The 23,357-nt window shown below is 65.7% G+C and carries 18 protein-coding genes; 5 read left to right on the top strand and 13 right to left on the bottom strand.

What is annotated here, in order from left to right; translation table 11 throughout:
• Positions 1-7: 7 nt before the first annotated feature.
• From ACZY0Q_RS00645 to ACZY0Q_RS00620, 6 genes are all read right to left on the bottom strand, one after another.
• Positions 8-568: a hypothetical protein gene (locus ACZY0Q_RS00645; protein WP_463913445.1), complete on the bottom strand. Its 561-nt coding sequence runs from the start codon at positions 566-568 to the stop codon at positions 8-10.
• Complete coding sequence (locus ACZY0Q_RS00640; protein ID WP_463913442.1) at positions 565-1,182, bottom strand: DUF402 domain-containing protein; 618 nt, start codon at positions 1,180-1,182, stop codon at positions 565-567. Before ACZY0Q_RS00640 ends, ACZY0Q_RS00645 begins: the two co-directional genes overlap by 4 nt.
• Complete coding sequence (dxs, locus tag ACZY0Q_RS00635; RefSeq protein WP_463913439.1) at positions 1,179-3,152, bottom strand: 1-deoxy-D-xylulose-5-phosphate synthase; 1,974 nt, start codon at positions 3,150-3,152, stop codon at positions 1,179-1,181. Before dxs ends, ACZY0Q_RS00640 begins: the two co-directional genes overlap by 4 nt.
• Before the next feature lie 129 nt (positions 3,153-3,281).
• Positions 3,282-6,092, bottom strand: coding sequence for an aconitate hydratase AcnA (gene acnA / locus ACZY0Q_RS00630; RefSeq protein ID WP_463913437.1), 2,811 nt, complete (start codon positions 6,090-6,092; stop codon positions 3,282-3,284).
• 166 nt (positions 6,093-6,258) lie between these two features.
• Entirely contained in the window at positions 6,259-7,692 is a 1,434-nt protein-coding gene (locus ACZY0Q_RS00625; protein WP_463913435.1) for a class I SAM-dependent RNA methyltransferase, read from the bottom strand.
• Entirely contained in the window at positions 7,689-9,665 is a 1,977-nt protein-coding gene (locus ACZY0Q_RS00620) for an APC family permease (RefSeq protein WP_463913432.1), read from the bottom strand. The genes ACZY0Q_RS00625 and ACZY0Q_RS00620 overlap by 4 nt, the downstream gene beginning before the upstream one ends.
• A gap of 118 nt (positions 9,666-9,783) precedes the next feature.
• On the opposite strand from ACZY0Q_RS00620, the gene ACZY0Q_RS00615 reads away from it, so the two are divergent.
• Both ACZY0Q_RS00615 and ACZY0Q_RS00610 read left to right on the top strand, forming a co-directional pair.
• Positions 9,784-10,455 (top strand): potassium channel family protein, encoded by a 672-nt coding sequence (locus ACZY0Q_RS00615; protein WP_463913429.1) that lies wholly within the window; start codon positions 9,784-9,786, stop codon positions 10,453-10,455.
• Positions 10,455-11,207: a potassium channel family protein gene (locus ACZY0Q_RS00610; RefSeq protein ID WP_463913427.1), complete on the top strand. Its 753-nt coding sequence runs from the start codon at positions 10,455-10,457 to the stop codon at positions 11,205-11,207. Before ACZY0Q_RS00615 ends, ACZY0Q_RS00610 begins: the two co-directional genes overlap by 1 nt.
• Here ACZY0Q_RS00610 and ACZY0Q_RS00605 read toward each other — a convergent pair.
• The 4 genes from ACZY0Q_RS00605 to dut form a co-directional block, all read right to left on the bottom strand.
• On the bottom strand, positions 11,174-11,926 hold the full coding sequence (locus tag ACZY0Q_RS00605; RefSeq protein ID WP_463913424.1) for a DUF3159 domain-containing protein: 753 nt from the start codon (positions 11,924-11,926) through the stop codon (positions 11,174-11,176). The genes ACZY0Q_RS00610 and ACZY0Q_RS00605 overlap by 34 nt on opposite strands.
• Positions 11,923-12,285, bottom strand: coding sequence for a single stranded DNA-binding domain-containing protein (locus ACZY0Q_RS00600; protein WP_463913422.1), 363 nt, complete (start codon positions 12,283-12,285; stop codon positions 11,923-11,925). The genes ACZY0Q_RS00605 and ACZY0Q_RS00600 overlap by 4 nt, the downstream gene beginning before the upstream one ends.
• Entirely contained in the window at positions 12,278-13,015 is a 738-nt protein-coding gene (locus ACZY0Q_RS00595) for a DUF3710 domain-containing protein (protein WP_463913420.1), read from the bottom strand. Before ACZY0Q_RS00595 ends, ACZY0Q_RS00600 begins: the two co-directional genes overlap by 8 nt.
• Before the next feature lie 105 nt (positions 13,016-13,120).
• Positions 13,121-13,663, bottom strand: coding sequence for a dUTP diphosphatase (dut, locus tag ACZY0Q_RS00590; protein ID WP_463913417.1), 543 nt, complete (start codon positions 13,661-13,663; stop codon positions 13,121-13,123).
• Between the two features lie 113 nt (positions 13,664-13,776).
• Between dut and ACZY0Q_RS00585 the strand changes: the two genes are divergently transcribed.
• Both ACZY0Q_RS00585 and sepH read left to right on the top strand, forming a co-directional pair.
• Entirely contained in the window at positions 13,777-14,265 is a 489-nt protein-coding gene (locus tag ACZY0Q_RS00585; RefSeq protein WP_463913414.1) for a DUF3093 domain-containing protein, read from the top strand.
• Between the two features lie 353 nt (positions 14,266-14,618).
• A complete protein-coding gene (gene sepH, locus ACZY0Q_RS00580) occupies positions 14,619-16,001 on the top strand; it encodes a septation protein SepH (protein WP_463913411.1) in 1,383 nt (460 codons plus the stop codon).
• 4 nt (positions 16,002-16,005) lie between these two features.
• Here sepH and ACZY0Q_RS00575 read toward each other — a convergent pair whose 3' ends face one another.
• The 3 genes from ACZY0Q_RS00575 to ACZY0Q_RS00565 all read right to left on the bottom strand — a co-directional run bounded on the left by ACZY0Q_RS00575 (position 16,006) and on the right by ACZY0Q_RS00565 (position 20,725).
• Positions 16,006-17,172: an alkaline phosphatase family protein gene (locus tag ACZY0Q_RS00575; RefSeq protein ID WP_463916198.1), complete on the bottom strand. Its 1,167-nt coding sequence runs from the start codon at positions 17,170-17,172 to the stop codon at positions 16,006-16,008.
• A 79-nt stretch (positions 17,173-17,251) separates the two neighbouring features.
• Entirely contained in the window at positions 17,252-17,998 is a 747-nt protein-coding gene (locus ACZY0Q_RS00570; protein WP_463913408.1) for a DUF5998 family protein, read from the bottom strand.
• Between the two features lie 42 nt (positions 17,999-18,040).
• The gene (locus tag ACZY0Q_RS00565; RefSeq protein ID WP_463913405.1) at positions 18,041-20,725 is read right to left on the bottom strand and encodes a bifunctional acetate--CoA ligase family protein/GNAT family N-acetyltransferase; all 2,685 of its coding nucleotides are present in this window, start codon (positions 20,723-20,725) and stop codon (positions 18,041-18,043) included.
• 113 nt (positions 20,726-20,838) lie between these two features.
• Here ACZY0Q_RS00565 and ACZY0Q_RS00560 point away from each other — a divergent pair, with 113 nt between their 5' ends.
• The gene (locus tag ACZY0Q_RS00560; RefSeq protein WP_463913402.1) at positions 20,839-23,349 is read left to right on the top strand and encodes a DNA gyrase/topoisomerase IV subunit A; all 2,511 of its coding nucleotides are present in this window, start codon (positions 20,839-20,841) and stop codon (positions 23,347-23,349) included.
• Positions 23,350-23,357 lie beyond the last annotated feature (8 nt).

Here is a 23,357-nt window from a genome sequence, read left to right as displayed (position 1 = left end):
GTCCCCTCTAGAGGCTGAAGGTGTTGGCAGGCTTCGCGGAGTGCTTGAGCTTGAAGTTGTCCGGTTCGCCGTAGGAGGCTGCCCCGATGCTCAGCTTGGTGAAGTCGAGATCTTCGCCGCGGCTGCAGACCTTGATGGCGCTGACGGCCTTGTTCACGTCGGGGCAGAGGCAGAAGATGTTCAGTTTGTAGTCGCTGAACTCCGAGCGTTCCACGGTCCCGAGGCCACGCCAGGCCAGGTGGCTGATGATGGCGTCTTTCGCTTTTTCCTCAAGGTAGCGGTCACGGTCGGTGCCCTGCTTGGTTTTCAGGGCAAACTGGGCCACCACCCAGAACTGGTCCTCGTCGGGGATCTCGGCGAAGCCGTCCTCCGCGCACTGCACGGCAAAGGCGTCCATGAGGCCCTCCACCGCGGCGGCATCGGCCACATCGGTCTCTTCGGTTTTGCTCTGGTGCCCCACCACGCCGTAGTTCATCACAAACTGGCTGTAGTCCTCGTCGAACCAGCCTTCACGGAAGTGCAGTGTTCCTTCGTCGTCCCGTTTGTAGACCCTGATGATTCCGCTCATGACCGTCCCTTCGTGAACCATTCAACGTCTGTTCCGTCGAATGGTGCGTGCTGTGCCTTGACGGCCTGATATAGCTCATCCGCGGCTGCCTGGATGTCATCCACCAGCCGATCCGGGTAATTCATGGCGACGCGGTGCTCGGCGAACTCGTCCTGGTCATCGATGAAGACACCCCGGCCGGCCATGCGGATCACGTCCAGGTCCATGTCGATCACATGGAACTCGGTGACCGCCGGCCGGATGTCCGTCCACTCGTGGGCGACGGCGAGGTCAACGTAGACCCTGACCCCGCTGGGATGGGCGTCGTCGTAGAACGTGGCCACCCAGTCTCCGGACCGCGGCACCAGGAGCACGGCGTCGGACGCGGTGTAGAAGGCAGCGCCGGGGCGCGAACAGAATTCGTTGGTTCCCTGGAAAATCCACCAGCCGTGCCGGTCCTCGCCGAGGTACCGTCCCGGGACCACCCAGTGGGCTTTCCCGTTCCATTTCCGGTTCCGGGCCACCACCAGCTGGCCTGGCTGCAGTCCCGCGGGGACGCGGGTAGTGCTGGTATGCCGCGCCGGGTGTGAATCCCCGACGGCGGCCGGATACTTCAGTGCGTCTTCTTCCCTCACAGGATGGGCAGGCTGCCGGTGGTGGGGTGCTCCTGGCCTGGCAGGGGGCGCGCGAAGGGGACCTTTGTGCCCAGAACCTGGGCGACGACGTCGTGCGTGATCTGCTGGGCCGTCAGCCCGACGCGTTCCAGCACCTGGCTCCGCGTGCCGTGGTCCAGGAACTCTGCAGGAAGCCCCACCTCGTTCAGCGCGGTGTCAACGCCGGCTGCGCGCATTTCCTGGCGGATGCGCGATCCGACGCCGCCTGCCCTGACGCCGTCCTCGATGCAGATGACCAGCCGGTGGTGGGAGGCCAGCGCAATGATGGAACTCCGTACGGGCAACACCCAGCGCGGGTCCACCACGGTGGTGCTGATGCCTTGGGCGCCCAGTCGGTTGGAGACGTCGAGCGCCAGTTCGGACATGGCTCCGACGCTGACGATCAGGACGTCGTTTTCGGTGGACCCGGCCGGCCGGCGGGCCAGCACGTCAACGCCGTCGCCCAGCCGTTCGATGGCCTCCACTTCGGCGCCCACGGTGCCCTTGGAGAAGCGCACCACGGTGGGGGCATCGCCGATGGCCACGGCCTCGCGGAGTTCTTCGCGCAGGCGGGAGGCGTCGCGGGGTGCCGCGAGGTGGAGTCCGGGCACAATCTGGACCATGGCCATGTCCCACATGCCATGGTGGCTGGCGCCGTCCGGGCCGGTGACGCCGGCACGGTCCAGGACGATGGTGACACCGGCTTTGTGCAGTGCCACGTCCATCAGGAGCTGGTCAAAGGCGCGATTCAGGAAGGTGGCATACACGGCCACCACTGGGTGGAGCCCGCCGAACGCCATGCCTGCGGCGGACGTCAGCGCATGCTGCTCGGCGATGCCGACGTCGATCACCCGGTCCGGGTGCTTGGCCGCGAACTTGTGCAGGCCCACGGGAATGAGCATGGCCCCGGTGATGCCCACAATGTCGGGGCGTTCATCGGCGATCTTCGCGATCTCGTCGGCAAAAACGGACGTCCAGGACTGTGCCCCGGAAACTCCCGTCGGTTCGCCCGTCTCCGGATCGATGATACCGACGGCGTGGAACTGGTCCGCTTCATGGGCCCGGGCGGGCGCGTAGCCGTGGCCTTTTTCGGTCATGGCGTGGACAATCACCGGGCCGGCATAGTTCCTGGCTGTGGACAGTGCGTGCTCCATGGCCTGCAGGTTGTGGCCGTCAACCGGGCCGATGTACTTCATGCCGAGGTCTTCGAACATGCCCTGCGGTGCCCACCAGTCCTTGATGCCCTTTTTCATGGCATGCAGGCTCTTGTAAGTGAACTGGCCGACGGGGCCGCCGTTCTGAAGCTTCTTCTTCCACCAGTCCAGCGTGCCCTCATAGGCAGGGGCTGCGCGGAACGAGTCGATGGTGGGACGCAATGAGGCCAGATAGTCCGCGAAGCCGCCCACCGTGGGGGCGTAGGAGCGGCCGTTGTCGTTGACAACGATCACCACGCGGCGGCGCTTGTCCGCCGCAATGTTGTTGATGGCTTCCCAGGCCATGCCGCCGGTCAGGGCGCCGTCGCCCACAACTGCGACGGTGTAGCGGTCGCCTTCCCCGGTCAGCTGCCTGGCGCGGGAGATGCCGTCCGCCCAGGACAGGGAGGAGGACGCGTGGGAGCTTTCCACAATGTCGTGCTCGGACTCGGCGCGGGACGGGTAGCCGGACATTCCGCCCTGCTGTCGCAGGGTACTGAAGTCCTGGCGGCCGGTGAGGAGCTTGTGCACGTAGGACTGGTGGCCCGTATCGAACACGATGCTGTCCCGGGGCGAGTCGAAGATGCGGTGCACGGCCAGGGTCAGTTCCACAACGCCGAGGTTGGGGCCGAGGTGTCCACCTGTCTGGGAGACGTTGGTGATCAGGAAACTCCTGACCTCAGCGGCCAGCTGTTCGAGCTGCTCTTGTGTCAGCTGGTTCAGGTCCTGCGGATTCCGGATGGTGTCCAAGATTCCCAATGACCCCTCCTTCGGGTGGTAGACGTGCCTGTTAACTCTAACGCCTCGCGGAAAATGCAAAGCCGAAGCCCCGGCTGGTCGGTGACCGGCCGGGGCTTCGAAGGAGTGCTGCGTGGGTTCAGATTCCGGCTAGTTAGCGGAGATCTGGCGCAGGACGTACTGCAGGATGCCGCCGTTGCGGTAGTAGTCGGCTTCGCCCGGAGTATCGATGCGGAGTACTGCATCGAAGGACTTGGCGGAGCCGTCTTCTGCTGTGGCGGTGACCTTGAGGGTCTTGGGCGTGGTGCCTTCGTTCAGGGCAGTGACGCCCTCAACCGCGAAGGTTTCCGTGCCGGTCAGGCCCAGGGTGGCTGCGGATTCTCCCGCCGGAAACTGCAGGGGCAGGACGCCCATGCCGATCAGGTTGGAGCGGTGGATACGCTCGTAGCTCTCGGCGACGACGGCCTTGACGCCCAGGAGGGCGGTGCCCTTCGCTGCCCAGTCACGCGAGGATCCGGAACCGTATTCCTTGCCTGCCAGGACCACCAGCGGCGTGCCGGCTGCCTGGTAGTTCTGGGCGGCGTCGTAGACATATGCCTGCGGGCCGTCAGCCTGGGTGAAGTCGCGGGTGAAGCCACCTTCGACGCCGTCCAGGATCTGGTTCTTGATGCGGATGTTCGCGAAGGTGCCGCGGATCATGACTTCGTGGTTGCCACGGCGTGAGCCGTAGGAGTTGAAGTCCTTGCGCTCCACACCGTTGGCCAGCAGGTACTGGCCGGCGGGGGTGTCCGACTTGAAGGAACCGGCCGGGGAGATGTGGTCGGTGGTGACCGAATCGCCCAGCTTCAGCAGCACGCGTGCGCCGGAGATGTCCTGGACGGGTTCCGGCTGCGCCTTGATGCCATCGAAGTACGGGGGCTTCCGGACGTAGGTGGAGTTCGGATCCCAGGCGAAGGTGTCGCCGGCCGGGGTGTCGAGCGCCTTCCAGCGCGCGTCGCCCTCAAAGACGCCCTCGTAGCCGCGGGCGAACATGTCCTTGTCGATCGAGGAATCGATGACCTGCTGGACCTCAACCGGGTTGGGCCAGATGTCCTTCAGGAAGACGTCGTTGCCGGCTTCGTCCTTGCCCAGGGAATCGGTGTCGAAGTCGAAGTCCATGGAACCAGCCAGGGCGTAAGCGATGACCAGCGGCGGGGAGGCCAGGTAGTTCATCTTCACGTCCGGGTTGATCCGGCCTTCGAAGTTGCGGTTACCGGAAAGCACCGCTGTGACGGAAAGGTCGTTGGCCTGGATGGCCTCGGAGATTTCGGCGTCCAGCGGGCCGGAGTTGCCGATGCAGGTGGCGCAGCCGTAGCCCACGATGTAGAAGCCGAGCTTCTCCAAGTACGGGGTGAGGCCCGACTTGTTGTAGTAGTCGGTGACAACCTTGGACCCGGGAGCCACGGAGGTCTTGACCCACGGCTTCGAGGTCAGGCCCTTGTCGACGGCGTTGCGGGCCAGCAGCGCTGCGGCCAGCATCACCGAGGGGTTGGACGTGTTGGTGCAGGACGTGATCGAGGCGATGGATACCGCTCCGTGGTCCAGTTCGAATTCGCGGCCGTCTTCAGTCTTGATGTGCACCGGGTTGGACGGACGCCCGTGGGCGCCGTTCGCTGCGGAGACAACACGGCCGGTTTCGGTGGTGTGCGAGTCGGCGTGCGTGAACGACGGAGCGTCCGATGCCGGGAAGGATTCGTCCAGGGACTCGTCCACACTGCCGTCTTCGATGGCGACGTAGTTGTGGATGTCCTTGCGGAACTGTTCCTTGGCATCCGTCAGCTCAATGCGGTCCTGGGGACGCTTGGGGCCGGAGATGGAGGGAACAACCGTGGACAGGTCCAGCTCGAGGTACTCGGAGAACTTGATCTCGCGGGAAGCATCGTGCCAGAGGCCCTGTTCCTTGGCGTAGGACTCCACGAGTGCCACATTTTCGTCCGAGCGGCCGGTGAGGCGCAGGTAGTCCAATGTGACGTCGTCGATGGGGAACATTGCGGCGGTGGAGCCGAATTCCGGGCTCATGTTGCCGATGGTGGCGCGGTTGGCCAGCGGCACAGCCGCGACGCCTTCGCCGTAGAACTCGACGAACTTGCCCACAACACCGTGCTTGCGCAGCTGCTCGGTGATGGTCAGCACCACGTCCGTGGCGGTGGCGCCGGCCGGGATAGACCCGGTCAGCTTGAAGCCCACAACACGCGGGATGAGCATCGAGACAGGCTGTCCCAGCATGGCCGCTTCGGCTTCGATGCCGCCAACGCCCCAACCCAGGACACCCAGGCCATTAACCATGGTGGTGTGCGAGTCGGTGCCGACGCAGGTATCCGGGTAGGCCCGGAGAACGCCGTCGATTTCACGGGTCATGACCGTGCGCGCCAGGTACTCGATGTTGACCTGGTGCACAATGCCGGTTCCCGGAGGAACAACCTTGAAGTCATCGAATGCGGTCTGGCCCCAACGAAGGAACTGGTAACGCTCGCCGTTGCGCTGGTATTCGATCTCCATGTTGCGCTCCAGTGCGCCGGAGTTACCGAAAGCGTCGATCTGCACGGAGTGGTCAATGACCATTTCCGCCGGAGCGAGGGGGTTGACCCGCTTGGGGTCGCCGCCGAGTTCCTTGACCGCTTCACGCATTGTCGCCAGGTCCACCACGCAGGGGACGCCGGTGAAGTCCTGCATGATCACGCGGGCAGGCGTGAACTGGATTTCTGTATCGGGCTGGGCATTGGGATCCCAGCCAGCCAAGGCACGCACGTGATCGGCCGTGATGTTCGCGCCGTCCTCGGTCCTCAACAGGTTTTCAAGCAATACCTTGAGGCTGAACGGAAGGTTTTCTGCACCTTCAACGGAGTTCAACCGGAAAATTTCGTATTCGGTTCCGGCTACATTAAGTTTGCCTTTTGAACCGAAGCTGTCCACTGTGCTCATCGCAGGACTCCTCTCGCAACAGTTTCATCTTTGTCGCGCGGTAGACCGCTTTCTAGTTAGGCAGGCCTAATTAGTGCTGGCCACAAAAAATGCAGGAGGTCAGCCGTGAATACTCAACCGTTAACACGGTGCGCGACGTGGGATTACTACCGCCATCCTAGTAGCATCATGGACCCGGCGTCAGCAAGGCCACCGTCTCCAAGTGGTGGGTGTGCGGATAGAGATCGAAGGCCCGCAGGCCCGCCAGGGACCAGCCTGCCTGCTGGAAGTACCCCACATCCCGGGCAAACGATGCCGGATCACAGGATACGTAGGCGATAGCGCGGGGGCCGGCCGCGATCAGCTGGCTGACCACGGGCTTCCCGGCGCCGGCCCGGGGCGGATCCAGCACGATGGCGTCGAAATTCCGCGGCTTTTGGCGGAGGACTCGTTCCACCCGGCCGTGCTCGATCTCCACCTGCGGCGCACCGTGAAGGTTCTTGCGGGCGTCCCGGCTGGCTCCCGGCGCACCTTCGACCGAGAGAACTGACCCGGTCTCCCCCACGGCGTCGGCCAGCGGAGCGGTGAACAGCCCGGCGCCTGCGTAGAGGTCCGCCACTACGGAACCCGGCTCCAGGAATCCGCCGGTGTGGAGAAATTCTGTGATGGCCCCCACAAGCGTCCCGGGCGCGTCGCGGTGGATCTGCCAGAAACCTGCGCCGCTGACGCGGTAGTCGTGGCCGGCCGCGGTCTCCTGGACCCAGGTCCGGCCCTTCAGCTGCGCGACCTCCCCGGTCAGGGGGTCGAAAGTGGCCACCGAAACGTCGTCCGGAAGCTGGGCCGCGATGGCGCTGAGCCGCTTGGGCTTGGTTCCCGGAGCAGGAGCCAGCAGTACCAGCGGGCGTGAACCGTTCGACGGCGCCGCCACCTCCACGCGTTCGATGCCTGTCAGGTCGAGGTCCCACAAGCGCAGCCTGTTGATGCCCTCCGTTGCGAGCGGCATCTCCCGGACAGCAATAATGTGGTCGGATCGGTGCGCATGCATGCCAAGCTTGCCGCCCGGGGTCACCGAAAAGCTGGCGCGCGTCCGCCACCCCAGGCCAGTGCCGGCGTCGTACGTTGACTCCGTCCCCTGGCCGGAATCCGCCCCGCTCCGGTCCACAGCCTCAACGAGGTTTACTGTGTCATGGCCATGGCCATGGCCATGTCCACCGGGCAAGCGTTCGACGGCGGCGAGCCGCTGAAGCTGTTCGGCCAGTACCGCCGACTTGAGCGCGCGCTGGCGGGTCAGTGAGATGTGGCCAAATTCGGCGCCGCCCACCGGCGGATGCCCGTGGGCCCAGGCGCGGAGGGAGTCCGCCGGACGCCAGAAGTGCTCCACCCGGTCCGGGGAGGCCTCGAGCACCTCAACAACGTCGGCGCGCCAGAACTTGGCCGACTCCCCCGCGTCAGTGAGGCGGACGCGTACTTTTTCGCCGGGGATGCCGTGCCGGACAAAGATCACCCTGCCCTCGTGGCGGGCCACGCAATGGCCGCCGTGCGCCACCGGACCGACGTCGAGCACCAGTTCGGTGGGGGCTGGCGTGGCAGCTGCGGAGTGGGCCTGGGTCTGGGGGTTCATCGGATATCCTGCATGTTTTTGGCTTCTTCGGACGATTTCAACTGCCACGGGACACTGGCCACCATCACGCCAGGTTCGAAGTGCAGCCGGGTTTTGATGCGCAGCGCTGTCTGGTTGTGAACCAGCTGTTCCCACCACTTACCGACCACGTATTCGGGGATGTAGACCACGATCAGGTCGCGGGGGGAATCACGGCGCATGTTCTTTACGTATTCCATGATGGGTGTAATGGTTTCGCGGTAGGGGCTGGCGAGCACGGTCAGCGGCACGGGGATTTCCAGCTTTTCCCAGTCGGCAACCGTCTGCGCGGTTTCCGTTGCGTCGATGTCCACCGTGATGGCGTCCAGCCGCGACGGCCGCGAGGCCCGTGCGTAGGCCAGGGCGCGCAACACAGGCTTGCGCACGTGGGATACCAACAGTACCGCGTGCACCCTGGTGGGCAGGGCCCGCGGCGACGAATCCTCGTCCACGGCCAGCTCCTTGGCCACATTGTCATAGTGCGCCCGGATGCTCCACATGATCAGGAACAGCACCAGCATGGCCAGCAGGGCAATCCATGCGCCTTGCTGGAATTTCGTGATCAGGACAATCACCAGCACGAGGGCCGTCATGCCGAACCCGATGGTATTGATGGTGCGGGACTTCACCATCCGGCGTCGGGTGGCTTTGTCCTTGGCGAGTTTGAGGTGCCTCCCCCAGTGCCGGATCATGCCCAGTTGGCTGAGGGTGAAGGAGATAAAGACGCCCACGATGTAGAGCTGGATCAGTTTGGTGACATCGGCGTTGAACGCGAGGATCAGCACCAGCGCACCGGCGGCCAGGGCCAGGACACCGTTGCTGAACGCCAGGCGGTCCCCCCTGGTCCGCAGCTGGCGCGGCAGGTAGCCGTCCTGGGCGAGGATGGAACCGAGTACGGGAAAGCCGTTGAAGGCGGTGTTCGAGGCAAACACCAGGATCACACCCGTGGCGGCCACCACGATGAAGAAGGCGATGGACCCCGGCCCGAATACGGTCTGCGCGATCTGGCTGATGGCCGGGCTCTGGATATAGCCCTCGGGCAGCGGCAGCCCGTCCTTCAGGAATTCCGTGGCCGGGTCCAGCACGATGTGGACCTTGGTGGCGTTGGCGAGGTACATAATGCCCGCCAGCATTGTGGCTCCTATGACGCCGAGCAGCAGCAGTGTTGTGGCCGCGTTTTTGCTCTTGGGCACCTTGAAGTTGGGCACGCCGTTGCTGATGGCTTCTACTCCCGTCAGGGCAGCGGCGCCGGACGAGAACGCCCGCAACAGGAGGAAGGCACCGGCCAGGCCCACCAGCCCTTCATCGAAACCGGGTGCCGGCACAATCTCGAAGGCCGCCGACGGCGCTTCGCCCAGCTGGCCGGTGGCGGCCTGGAAGATGCCCACCGCTGTCATGCCGAGGATCGCCGCCATAAAAATGTAGGTGGGCACGGCGAAAACACTGCCGGCCTCCTTGATGCCGCGGAGGTTGACAAGGGCAAGGATCACGACGCCGATGGTGGCGAACAGGGCCTGTTGCCCATGCAGGGCAGGCACAGCCGTGGTGAGGTAGGTGGCCGCGGAGGACATGGAGACGGCCACCGTCAGGACGTAGTCCACCAGGAGCGCCGAGGCCACAGTCAGCCCGGAAAACTTGCCGAGGTTTTCGTTGGCGATCTCGTAGTCTCCGCCGCCGGAAGGGTAAGCGTGGACGTTCTGCCGGTAGGACGCCACCACCGTGAGGAGGACCACCATGACGGCCAGGCCCACCCACGGCGAAAAGGCCACTGCACTCACGCCGGCCAGGGCCAGGGTGAGCAGGATTTCGTCGGGCGCGTAGGCCACCGAGGACAGTGCGTCGGAAGCGAAGACCGGAAGTGCAATCCGTTTGGGAAGCAGCGTATGGGCGAGCCTGTCATTCCTGAAGGGCCTGCCCACCAGGACCCGTTTCACGGCATTCAATATTGTCAGCACTCCACAAAGCTAGTCTGATTCCCCGCCCATGTCATGACGGCGTCCGGGCGGCTGGAGCACGTGCGCTGCCGGTAGAGTTCTAGGAGCAGCAACAGGCTACGGAAGTTAGGGAGACACGGTGGCGCATTTCGTGATCATGGGATGTGGCCGGGTGGGGGCCACCCTGGCGCATACGCTGGAGGACGCCGGTCATTCCGTCGCCATCATCGACCAGGACGACCGTGCGTTCCGCCGGCTTCGGCAGGGCTTCACCGGACGCAAAGTCACCGGGGTGGGCTTCGACCGGGACACCCTCCAGCAGGCCGGCGTGGCCGAGGCCTACGCCTTCGCCGCCGTTTCCAGCGGTGATAACTCCAATATCCTGGCCACCCGTGTGGCGCGCGAAACGTTCCATGTCCCCCACGTGGTGGCCAGGATCTACGACCCTGGCCGCGCAGAGATCTATCAGCGGCTCGGCATCCCCACCGTTGCCGCCGTCCGGTGGAGCGCGGACCAGGTATTGCGCCGCATCCTGCCCGAGCAGCACCTCGCCGGCGATTTCCGTGAACCTTCGGGGCGGTTGGTCCTCGCCGAAGTGGACCTGGATGCAAGCTGGATCGGCCACCGGATCAGCGAGGTCGAAAAGGCTGCCGATATCCGGGTGGCATACCTCACGCGGTTCGGCGAGGGCATGCTTCCCGAATCCGGGACTTCCTACCAGGACGGCGACACCGTCCATGCCATGCTGCCGGTGGACCGCAGTTCCCAGGTCGCCCAGATCCTGGCCAAAGCACCTGCCAAGGAGTTGTAGTGAAAGTTGTTATCGTCGGCGCTGGCAGCGTCGGGTCATCGATCGCCCGGGAACTGCTGGCCCACAAGCACGAAATCCTGCTGATCGACCTCAAACCTGAGGTCATCGGCCGCAGCGGGCTGCGCGGCGCGCATTGGCTGGTGGGCGACGCCTGCGAGCTCAGCACCCTGCAGGGAGCGAAAGTGGAGGATGCCGACGTCGTTGTTTCAGCCACGGGCGATGACAAGGTGAACCTGGTGGTCTCGCTCCTGGCCAAGACCGAATTCGGGGTGGGCCGCACAGTGGGCCGGGTCAACAACCCCAAGAACGACTGGATGTTCAACGACTCCTGGGGCGTGGACGTCGCCGTCAACACCCCCCAGCTGATGACGGCGCTTGTGGAGGAAGCGGTGGAGATCGGCGACCTGGTCCGGCTCCTGACGCTGCAGACCGGCGTCGCCTCACTGGTGGAGTTCACGGTCCCGCACGATTCCCACGTCATCGGACTGACGGTGGGCGGCATCCACTGGCCCGAGGACGCCACGCTGGTGGCAATCCTCCGGGACCACGCGCCCATCACTCCCAGCCGTGACGATGTCATTGATGGCGGCGACGAACTGTTTTTCGTCACCACCATCGCGGCAGAGGACGAGTTGCGTGCGCTGCTCTCGCCCGAATCAGCAGAGGAGTCGGAGGAGGAGCGCGCCGGTGAGTCCGAAGGCGTGCAGCCTGCCGAAACTCAGGCGTCAGAAGACGACGGCTTCGATGGCTGATCCGACGGCGGGGCCGTTGCGTCGGCCGGTACGGGCCGGGTGACAAGCCAAGCGATCCAGACGCCAAGGATGTACAGCGGCGCCCCCATGATCAGGCGGGTGGTGGCCAAGGCGGCCAGTCCGTCCTCGCCCATGAGGTACAGGGGAACCTGGACGATCAGCCGAAGTACCAGGACCGCCACGATGATCCACGTGCCCAGGCGGTACGCCTTAAGCCGCGCAGGGTCCTTGCGCCAGTCCAACCCTTCGTTGCGGATGATCCCGAACAGCAGGCCGGCCACCGGCCACTTGATCGCGATGGAAATGACCATGGCAACGATGTAGGCAGTGTTGGTGAAGAAGCCCGGGAGGTAGAAATCCTCGGCCTTGCCCGTGGTGTTGGCGAGCCAGGCCGAGATGGCCACCCCCACCACTCCGGCGAGGGCCTGGGTCAGCGGGCGCCGCTGGACGAGGCGCACCACCGTAAAAGCTGCGGCGGAGGCCAGCGCGGCCACCAGCGACGGTGTCAGGTCCCGGGTGACAGTGAACGCGATCAGGAAAACCAGGCCGGGGACAATGCTCTCGGCGATGCCCTGCAGTCCGCCAGCGCTTTTGAGGACATCGATCCGGCCGTCATGGGTGCGGTGCAGGCCGGCCTTGGCCGCATAGCCCTCAGCGAGACCCTTCACGGCGGACGGCTCGGGCTGGTTGGCAGGCTCGGGCTGCTGGGGCGAGGTCATTCGTGCTCCTGGCGGGAAAGTATTTCATAGCGGGGATTGAACATGGTGGGCAGGCCGTGGCTTTGGGACAGCATGCCCTCAAGGCGGACTTCGGTCCCGGCTTCGATGCCCGGCACCTTGCGCCGCCCCAGCCAAACAACACGCAGGCGGCTGCCCTTTCCTTGGGCCGGTTTGGCGCCGGACTGGCGAAAGTCGGGGTCCGAGACGATGGCGGTGAAGGCCGCGTTCTGGTCCGCGGGCATGTAGGTGACCGATTCGATGTGCCCGTGGCACACCACCCTCCCCCGTTTCGGCAGCCTGCTGACCTGCATCCCCCCGACCGGGGAGGACTCCGCAGGACCTTGGCGGGAATCAGCCAATCTGGGTGGTTTCCGGACCACGTTCGGGGCCCTTGAACTCGAGGGCATTAAATTCCGGGGCACCAGGCGGCGGGGTGACGCTGGCGTCCTTGGGCAGGCGCAGCTGCAGCAGGTCCCGGGGCGGCATGGGGCTGTCACCCCGGATAACCACAATCTGGCGGAACAGGGACTCAAGCGGTGCCGCAGCCTCGCGCTCCATCGCTGCCGGGCCGCCCAGGACGCCACGCAGGAACCATCGGGGACCGTCGATGCCGATGAAGCGCGCCACCCGGTAGCCCTGGCTGCCGTCCTGCGCACCGGCAGGCAGTTTGGCGATCAGTTCGGTTCCGAAGCCACCCTGGACTTCTTCAACCTGTCCGCCCTGGCTTCCCACGGACTGACCGATCTGTTCGCGGATTTCGTCCCACAGTCCCTCGGTCTTGGGCGCAGCGAACGCCTGCAGCTGAAGGCTGGAGCCGTTCAGGTCCATTGTCACCGCGACCACGCGCTGCGTGGCTTCCTCAACTTCGAGCCGAAGCTGGAGCCCCTCGCTCGGGGCGATCAGCAGCGCACCGAGGTCGACGTAGCCGTCGCGGCTGGACACCTCGGAAACATCAAAGGGGCCTGCGGCCCGACGCCCGGCGTCCGCCGAGGCCATCTCAGCGGAATCCGTTGATTCCGCCGAAGCCTGGGATTCGTCCGGGCTGGCCGATTGGTCCTTCTTGGATTTCCTGCCGAGCCCAAAAACCATGGGGTTTGTCTCCTTAGTTGTGAAAGTGACTCGCCGGCCCGGAGGTCCCGTCGGAAGTCGTAGCTGCCACGGGCAACCACCGCTGGTTGCCGTCATCGGCGGGTGTCAGGCGTTTGGCGGGGTGAAGCCGCCGGTGGAACCGAATCCGCCGGCTCCCCGCACCGATTCACTCAATTCGTTGACGGGGACAAACTGCGCATATTCCACCCGCTGGATCACCATCTGTGCAATTCTATCGCCGCGCCGGAGCTCGATGGCGTTCCCGGAATCGGTGTTGAGGAGGGTCACCGAAATCTCCCCGCGATAACCGGCGTCCACGGTGCCCGGCGCATTGACGATGGTCAGCCCGTGCTTCGTGGCCAGTCCGGAGCGCGGGTGGATCAGGGCAACAAAGCCGTCCGGCAGTGCGATGGAAACGCCCGTCGCCACCAGCTTCCGCTCCCCCGGCTCCAGGACCACATCTTCGCGGGCCCGCAGGTCAGCCCCGGCATCGCCAGGGTGGGCATAGGACGGTGCCTCCAGCCCGGCGTCGAGCATTTTCAGCTGCACCTGCAGCGTCGGGGCCCCGTAGGCTGCGGCTGTATCCGGCGCAGAGCCGGACAGCTCATTGGCAGGAACGGTTTCAACAGTGGCAAGTTCGTCAGTCACAGTCACTCACTCTAACGCCCAGCCGCAGTTCCGTCCTAGCTTCAGTGGGACGGCAGGCCGAGGCAGGGTGGGCCCAAGATGAAATAGCCAGCCAAAGGTGGAAAGCTGTTGGCATGCCCGAATCCAGCTCCACCGCGCCCACCCCTGACGCCCCCTCTGCCGGCACCCCGGCAGTTTTCCGGGAGAGGCTGTGGCCGAACGTATGGATCTGGGTTATCGCGGCGGGGATCTCCGGTGCCGGGATCCTCGTTTTCGCCCCGATCAGCATGGCTGCCGGCTACACGGCCGCCGGCGTCCTGTTCACGATCATGGCTGTCCTGCTGGTGCTCTCCACCCCAGCCATCATTGTCACCAGTGACGCGGTGACGGTAGGACGTGCCACGATCGAGCGCCGCCATGTTGGTGAAGTGGCCGCGTTTCGCGGCAAGGACGCCACGGCCCAGCGCGGCACCCGACTCAACGGCCTCGCCTACCTGTGCATCCGCGGCTGGATCGACCCGGTGGTGCGGATAGAAATTACCGACCCGTCAGACCGGACCCCCTATTGGCTGACGTCGTCCAAGCGGCCCGAGGAACTCACAGCCGCGCTTTCGCGGAAATAGGCACCCCGGCGGAAACAGGCACCCCAGCGGAAAGAAGCGCCCAAGATTGGCCCTCGCACTCCTTGCAGTCGTAGCGGCCGTCGGGTTCTCAGATCGCCGGGTTTCCAGATTCTCCAGCGTCTCCTCGGTGCGGTCTGCGCCCCGCGCGGGGGGGCGCAACTTTCGCCGGACAGGTACCAATATCCAGACTTCCGCGCGGGTCCGGACGGCCAGTACTCCTGAAACGCGTGCCGCCGGCCGCAACGATGTCCGAAAGTGCCGGAATATCGCGGCGCGCCCTCGCTCCTAACCCAAATAGGTGCCGGTGAGTGGCAGAGTTTCGATTGATAGTAATGCCAGGGTGGAGGATTTGTATGCAGGATCTACGGCTTGTAGGCGTACACGACGACGGGGAGCATCTCCTGTTGAGCGGTGCCGGCGGCGAGATGTTCCAGCTGCCAGTCGATGAAGCACTGCGGGCGGCCAGCCGGTCTTCGGCGAAGACCGCTTCCGCGGCCGCGCCCATTGCCATGTCCCCGCGGGACATCCAGGCACGGATCCGCAGCGGCGCCACCGCAGCGGACGTCGCTGAGCTTTCCGGGCTGCCCCTCGCAAAAGTAGAGCGGTATGAGGGCCCTGTCCTTGCCGAGCGGGAGTATGTCGCGCAGCAGGCCCGGAAGGTCGAAGTCGCTTCGCCCTCCCCCGGCCATGACACCTACCGCTCCGTTTTTGGCGACAACCCGGCGTCCCTCCAGGAAATGGTCAACCACCGGCTCTCAGCCCACGGGGTTGAGCCTTCCACGGTGGAATGGGATTCCTGGCGTCGGCAGGACGGCAACTGGACCGTGGTGGCCCGTTTTGAAACCAAAAGGGACGGCACCGCCGGCATCGGCGAGGACCCGCCTGCCCAATGGACGTTCAGTCCGGTCCGCAAGTCGCTGCAGAACGCCAACCGCTGGGCTCAGCAGCTCAGTGAACTGGAGCCGCTGGACGGTCCCGTCCCGGCCCGCCGCCTCACTGCAGTCTCGGACCGGCCATTCGACTTTGAAACCGATGCGGAAGCTGCGGCCGCCCGCAATTCGGCCGGTCCGCAAGCCGTCCCGCCGGCCAGGGAATCCGACGGTCTCCTCGATATGCTCCGTTCACGCCGCGGCCAGCGTCTTGGAGTCGACGAAGACGCGGACGACGCTCTGGCACTGCTACTGACCCACGGTGTGCCGGCCGCCCATCCACGCCCTTCGGAGGTAGTCCCGGAACCGGAATCCAGGGACCAGAAATATCGCGAGCCCGAAATCCGCGAGGCAGCTCCCGCCGAGTCCAGCGCGACGGACGACGCCGCGCCTGCCGCCACTCCAGATCCCCTCACCCGCAAGCGCGACGCCCGGCCGTCAATGTTGTCCCGGCTGAGCCTCATTCCGCCGCACCGGGACTCTGACGATGATGACGTCCTGAAACTGCACGACGGCGTCAGCACCGACACGAGGGAAATCACCATTGTGGCGTCCCCGCTCCGTCCTGCAGGACAGGGTGCCCCCGGCGAGTCCGGTTCGGGGCGTCCCGCGCCGAACGTTGGCCTTGACGAACTGCTGGGCGGCGGAAGCCCGCGCCGGGCAGCCTACACGGCCGGCCCCGATGACGCAGGATCCGGCCAGCACCACGACCATGACGCGGACCAGCCTGAACGGCAGCCCGCGAAACCGAAGCGGTCCACTGTTCCCAGCTGGGACGAGATCGTCTTCGGGACCAAGCGGGACTGACGCCTCAGCGTCGCCGTGGCCTGCCTTCGGCCGCAAAACACAGCAGCGGTACTTCGCGCTCCGCTTTCGTCAGCGAGCCGTGCTGGCCCACCACTTCCATGGCGGCGGGGCGCCCGCGGCGGGTGTCGTAGAGCGCCAGGGCATCTCGCGCGGCAATCATGATGTCGCCAATCCGGGGCCCGACGGCGGGGCGCAGGTTTCCGAACAGTCCGGCGGCGATGGCATCCTCCCGGGTGAAGGCCCAGATCCTGTCGCCGAAACGGGCACGCCACGCGCCCAACAAGCGCTCCCGGCCTGCGGTGTCCGCAGGATCCTCAAGGTAGAGGTGGACCATCCGGGGCTCCCCTGCTGTATGCCGCACACCGTCAATTAGCGACGCGTCCGCGGAGAAGTCGATCCGCTGCTGTTCGGGGACGTCGAGCATCCCATGGTCCGCCGTGAGCAGCACTGTGGTCCCGGCCGGAAGCGAGGCGTGGAGCCGTTTGACGGTTGCGTCGAGCTCTTCGAGCTGGTGTTCCCACTGTTCAGACTGGCAGCCGTGCCGGTGGCCTGCCTTATCCAGTTCGTTGACGTAGAAGTACATCAGGGACTTTCCGGCGATATCCATGGCTTCAGCGGCAGCAGCCGTGCGGGCGTGGGCAGTCACCCCCGGGATGAAATTCCCGCCGCGGAGGGCCGCCTGGGTCATGGGCGAGTCGCCGAACTGCGGCAGGCTGACGGTGGTCACATTAACGGATTCGGCGGCCCGTTCGAGGACGGTAGGGAACGGCTGCCACTGAGCGGGGTCCACCTTGGCATCCCAGTTGCCGAGCATGTTGACCACCTTGTCCTGGTCCGGGTCCAGGACGTCGTAGCCCACCATCCCGTGCTGGCCTGGCGGGAGGCCCGTGCCGAAGCTGGCCAGGGCAGCGGCCGTGGTTGAGGGGAACGTGGAGTCCAGCCATACCGGAACTTCCCCCTGACCGGACTGCATAACGGAGCGCAGGAACGGGGTGTGGGCGGACTTCTGTTTCAGCAGGTTCCGTCCCAGGCCGTCAGCCAGGACCACGCAGACGCGAGACGCAGGCGGAAGGCCCAGGGTGTTAGTGAAACCCTCTACACCGAGGCTTGCGGCCGCGCTGGTGAGGACGTCAGCGATGGACCGCCGGCCAAAGGCGGGCGCCGGCGGCATGCTCAGTTGCGCGGCGGCCCCTTGGGAAACCGCTGCGGAAGCGCCCGAGGAGACTGTTGCTTTCCCTTTGTCCGGCATCTCAGCGCTGCTGGTGCCCGCGGCTGAGCCTGTTTCCGAACACACCTGTCCGGGGCCGGGGCGGGAGCGTCTGTCCGGCGTGCGCCACCGGAGCGGTGGAGCCGGTGTTCACGGCCCGCAGGGCGCGGGCGAAGAGTTTGGCGTCCTGGACGGCCTGCGGACCGTCGGCTTCAGCGCTGATTCGGAGGACGATGTCCTCCTGGGCAATGGTGCCGCTGTAGCCGTGGTCTGCCTCGCACTGCGGGTCTCCGCAGCTCGCGGGCCCCATGTCCAGCCGCTGGCCGCCGGACCAGGCAATGGCGAGGGTGACTTCCCGGACCGGATCCGAGGGCTTGTAGTCCTGCGGCTGGGAGTACATGTAGCTCAGGACCACGGAGCGGATCTGCGCGACGGGCACGGATTCGGTGGAAATCTGGGCCACGATCTGTTCGCCGGCGTCATCCAGCTGCTGGTCATCGACGTGGGTGATCACCAGCATGTCCGCGGTCAGGACCAGCACGGTGATGTGGCGGCGGACCTCGGCCCGGTCAAAGTGGGTTTCCAAGTGCACCAGGTGGGCCATGCATTCGCGGCCGTCCAGGGCGTCGTCAACGACGTCGGCCACCAGGCGCGGGTAGAAACCGGCCTTCTGGAGCGCACCGTCCAGGCTCTGGCCCTGGGGCGTGTGGCTGTGTGAGCTGTGGGGGCGGGTTGCCTGGTTGTCACTGCCGGAAGTGGAAGGCGTCGACGGGGAAGGCTGTGAGCTCATTCCCCCATTTTCACAGATCGGCCGGGGACATGCTAACCGCGGTCAGCCGAGCATGGCCCTGCGGGCACTGTCCGTGCGCTGGGCCGCGTTGCCGATCCGGATATCTGCGGCCAGGATGGACACACCCTGGGCCCCGCAGAGAACAGGGTTGAATTCCACCAGTGCTATCTCCGGATGGTTGTCCTTCATCCAGGCCAGCCGCGCGGCAACCTCCTCCAAAGCGTCAATATCCACGGCGGGAAGGCCCTGGTAGCCGAAGAGTTTACGGGCAGCACGGGGTCCACGGATGAAGTCCTCCACGTCGGCGGCGGACAGTGGAGGCACCCGGTGCGCCCAGTCATCCAGCAGGTTGACGGCGTCCCCGGCCAGCCCGAAGGAGACCACCGGCCCCAACAGCGGATCCTCAATGGCCCGGAACGTGCACGCCTGCCCCACGGGAGCCATGGACTGCACCTCCAGTGCCCGGGAACCGTAAGGAGTCAGCGAGCGCCGCATCTGCGCAATGTTGCGGCGCAGGGAATCCGGGTCCTCGATGTCGAGGCGGACTCCGCCCAGGTCGAGGCGGTGGCGAAGTGCCGGGTCCGTAGTTTTCAGCGCGACCGGCCAGCCCAGCCTGTCGGCGGCGGCAACGGCCTCATCTTCTGAGTCGAACCCGGCGGACGGCAGCACCGCAATGCCGTAGTGCGCCAGCAGCCCTGCCGCGGACGCCGGTTCCAGTGTCTTGAGTTGCTCCCCGTGGACATCGTGCAGAAGCTGATCCAGCAGGATCCGTGCGCCGTCCGGATCGCAGCCTTCGGGTTGGACAAAGTGGCCGGGGTCCCGGGCCACCCATTCCGCGTAGCGCACCACGGCGGCGAGCGCAGCCACAGCCGAACCGGCGTTGGAGAAGCAGGGCACTGTGTGCTGTTCGGCCCCCACCATGCCCTCCACGTAGATAGAGGGGTCGAGGATGCCTGTGAAGGCAGCGACTACCGGCTTTCCGGCGGCGGCCGAGCATTCGGCCAGGACCTCGGCGATGTGGTCCACCGTCAGGCCGCGCACCGGCAGCAGCGCGGCCACCACGGCGTGGACGGCGTCGGATGCGAGGGTGTCCTGGAGGCTGCGGCGGAGGGCCGGCAGCGCCAGGGACATGCCGGCGTCGAGATCCACCTCGGTGACGATGCCATCTACGGTCAGGCCGTGTGCCTCGGCACTGTCCGCCACCACTTTGCCCAGCGCCAGGGAGTTGCTGAAGATGGCCAGTCCGGGCCCCGCCGGGAGCGGCTGGCCGGACACTATCTGGGTGATGTCCATCAGCTGTTCGATGGTCTCGACCCGGATGACGCCGGCCTGGCGCATCATGGCGTCCAGCGCACCGGCGGGCGCCTGAGTGGTCCGGACGGCGTGGCCAGGCGGCAGCCGCAGGCCCATGGTTTCCGATTTGGCCACCACCACGGGCTTGGTGCGGGCAAGCCGCCGGGCGATCCGGGAGAATTTGCGGGGGTTCCCGATCGACTCCAGGTAGAGGCCCACGGCGGTGGTGTCGGCGTCGTCCTCCCAGAACTGCATCATGTCGTTACCTGAGACGTCAGCGCGGTTGCCGGCCGACAGAAACGTGGAAACGCCCAGCCGGCGGCGGTGTGACGCCGCGTAGAGGGAAACACCGATCGCCGCCGACTGGCTGAACAGGCCCAGTCCACCCCGGCGCGGCAGTGACGGCGCCATGGACGCGTTCAGCCTCACGTCGGGATGGGTGTTCACGATCCCCAGGGATGCGGGCCCAATCACCCTCATGCCGTTGGCCCTGGCCTTGCGGACCAGGTTGCGCTGGCGGGCGAGGCCGCGTTCGCCGTCGTCCGCGAAGCCTGCGGAGGCGATCACCAGCCCCTTGACCCCGGCCGCGGCGCACTGGTCAACCACCGTGGCCACTTCCTCATACGGAACGGCGATCACGGCGAGGCCCACCGGCTCCGGAACCTCGGAAATCCTGCCGAATGACAACATGCCTGCGAGCTCCAACGCCTCCGGGTTGATGGCGTATACCTGCCCGGAAAAGCCGCCTTCGATGATGTGTTCCAGGAGCTGGTACCCCACGGTCCCCCACTTGCGGCTCGCCCCGATAACGGCAATGGACGACGGCGCCAGCAGGTCCCGGACGCTCCTCGCCTCGGCGCGGTGCTCGCGTGATTCCATCACCGCCCGGGACTTTTCGGTGGGGTCGATGTTGAACTCCAGGCTGACCACGCCGTCGTCGAAGTGGCGTTTGACGTCGTAGCCGGCGTCGGCGAACACCATCAGCATTTTGCGGTTTTCGGGCAGCACTTCGGCGCTGAAGCGGCGGATCCCGTTTTCGTGGGCCGCCGTGGCAAGGTGTTCGAGCAGGATTGAGCCGATGCCCCGGCCCTGGTGGGCGTCGGCGATGTTGAACGCCACTTCGGCCTCGAGGGGGTCATCCAGCCTGTCGTAGCGGCCGATCCCCAGGATTTCGCCGCCGAACGTAATCACCAGGGCAACCCGGTCCTTGTAGTCCACTTCGGTGAAGCGCTTGAGCTCCTTGCTGGACAGCCGGGCCTTGAACGCGAAGAAGCGCATGTAGATTGAGTTCTGCGACTGCCCGACGTGGAAAGCCTGGACCGCGTCCGCATCGCTGGGGTGGATGGGCCTCAAATGGGCGGTACCACCGTCGCGAAGCACGACATCGGCTTCCCAATGTTCCGGATATTCGCCGTCCCCGGGCTGATCCACCATAGGCTTAGCCTAACCACAAACTGACCGCGCAGGCCGTGTGCCCGGATATCATCCCTCCACACCTGCACCCAGACCACAGCAACACCAGTCACGCAGAAGGATCCACCAGCCCCATGGCCCGCCGCCAAAGCCCAGCCCCCGCCGGGGACGCCCCCCAGGATTTCGTCGAGAACATCGTGGACATTGATGTCACGTCCGAGATGGAAGGCTCCTTCCTGGAGTATGCGTACTCGGTGATCTACTCCAGGGCCCTGCCTGATGCCCGGGACGGGCTCAAGCCGGTCCAGCGCCGGATCCTGTACATGATGAGCGAGATGGGCCTGCGTCCGGACCGCGGCCACGTCAAGAGCGCGCGCGTGGTGGGCGAGGTCATGGGCAAGCTCCACCCGCACGGTGATACCGCCATCTACGACGCCATGGTCCGGATGGCCCAGGACTTCTCGCTGCGCCTGCCGCTGATTGACGGCCACGGCAACTTCGGCTCCCTCGACGACGGTCCCGCGGCACCCCGGTACACGGAGGCAAGGCTCGCGGCGGCGGCCCTGACGCTCACCGACCACCTCGACGAAGACGTAGTGGACTTTGTCCCCAACTACGACAACCAGCTGACCCAGCCGGACGTCCTGCCGGCCGCGTTCCCCAACCTGCTGGTCAACGGCGCCACGGGCATCGCTGTCGGGATGGCCACCAACATGGCCCCGCATAACCTGGTGGAGGTCATTTCCGCGGCGCGGCACCTGATTGCCCACCCCGACGCGACCCTCGATGACCTGATGCGCTTTGTGCCGGGGCCGGACCTGCCCACGGGCGGCCGGATCGTGGGATTGGACGGCATCCGGGACGCCTACGCAACCGGGCGTGGTTCCTTCAAGACCCGGGCGAAGGTGGAGATCGAGCAGCTCTCGGCCCGTCGCACCGGCCTGGTGGTCACCGAACTGCCGTACATGGTGGGCCCCGAAAAGGTGATCGAGAAGATCAAGGACGCGGTCAACAGCAAGAAACTGACCGGGATCAGTGACATCGTCGACCTGACGGACCGCCAGCATGGCCTGCGCCTGGTCATCGAACTGAAGAACGGGTTCAACCCGAACGCCGTCCTCCAGCAGCTTTACCGCTACTCGCCGATGGAGGATTCCTTCGGCATCAACAACGTGACCCTGGTGGACGGCCAGCCGCAGACCCTCGGCCTGGTGAAGCTGCTCTCCGTCTACGTGGAGCACCGGATCGATGTGGTGCGCCGGCGGACCTCGTTCCGGCTGGGCAAGAAGAAGGACCGCCTGCACCTGGTGGAGGGACTGCTGATCGCCATCGTGGACATCGATGAGGTCATCCAGATCATCCGTTCCTCGGAAGAGGTGGCGGCGGCCAGGGTCCGGCTGATGTCCATCTACGATCTTTCCGAGATCCAAGCCAACTACATCCTGGAACTGCGGCTGCGGCAGCTGACCAAGTACTCCCGGATCGAGCTTGAAAAGGAGCAGGAGGAGCTGCGCCGCGAAATCGCGGAGCTGGAAGCCATCCTCGGCTCCGAGGAGCGGTTGCGCGGACTCGTGTCCTCCGAACTCGGCGAAATCGCCGAGAAATACGGCACGCCCCGGCGGACAGTCCTGCTCGAATCCGAGGCTGTCTCCCCCACCGTGGCTGCAGCCCTCGCTGCTGCCCCTAACGGCAAAGGCAAGGCAGCGCCGCTGGCCCTGGAGATCTCGGACGATCCCTGCTGGGCCATCCTGACGGCATCGGGCCAGATCGCGCGCACATCCAACCAGGAACCCCTCGCCGAGTCCGGGCCGCGGGCCAAACACGACGTTTTCCGCTCAGTGGTCAAGACCTCTGCCCGCGGCGAAATAGCCGCGGTCACTTCACAGGGACGGATGCTGCGGCTTCAGGTCATGGACATGCCGGTACTGCCGCCCATGTCCGGACTGCCCAACCTCGCCGGCGGTGTCCCCGCCAAGGACTTCATCACGCTGCTGAAGAACGAAACGCTGGTGGCGTTCGCCCCGCTGGATGAAGTGCTGGCCATCGGCACCGCCCAGGGCGTGGTCAAGCGGGTCCAGCCCGATTACCCCCTGAACCGCGAGGACTGGGAAGTCATTGCGCTCAAGGACAAGGACGAGGTGGTGGGTGTGGCGCCGGCCGGGTCTGAGGAGACCGACTTGGTGTTCCTGACCCGTGAGGCTCAATTGCTCCGTTTCAGCGCCGCCACGGTCCGGGCCCAAGGCAGGACAGCCGGCGGCATGGTGGGCATCAAACTCGGTGCCGGGGACCAGGTGCTGTTCTTCGGGGCAGTCACCGCCGCCGACGACGCCGCCGTGGTGGTCACCATTGCCGGCACCAACGGCGCCCTGCCGGGCACCGCGCCAGGTGCGGCGAAGGTGACGTCCTTCGCCGAATACCCTGCCAAGGGCCGTGCAACAGCAGGCGTCCGCGCCCACAGGTTCCTCAAGGGCGAAGACACGCTGCTGCTGGCTTGGGCGGGGCACGGACCCGCGAAGGCCTCATCGCTGGCCGGCATTGCCAGGTCGCTGCCGCAGGAGCACGGCCGGCGGGACGGTTCAGGCATTCCGCTGTCCCAGGCCGTGGACGCGGTGGGTCCGGCCATGGCCTGGAGCGATCCGTCCTAGACTGCTGC

The organism is Pseudarthrobacter lactosi (genome assembly GCF_055412785.1).
The sequence above is the reverse complement of the archived record's forward strand: the minus strand, read 5'-3'. Positions and strand labels throughout refer to the sequence as shown.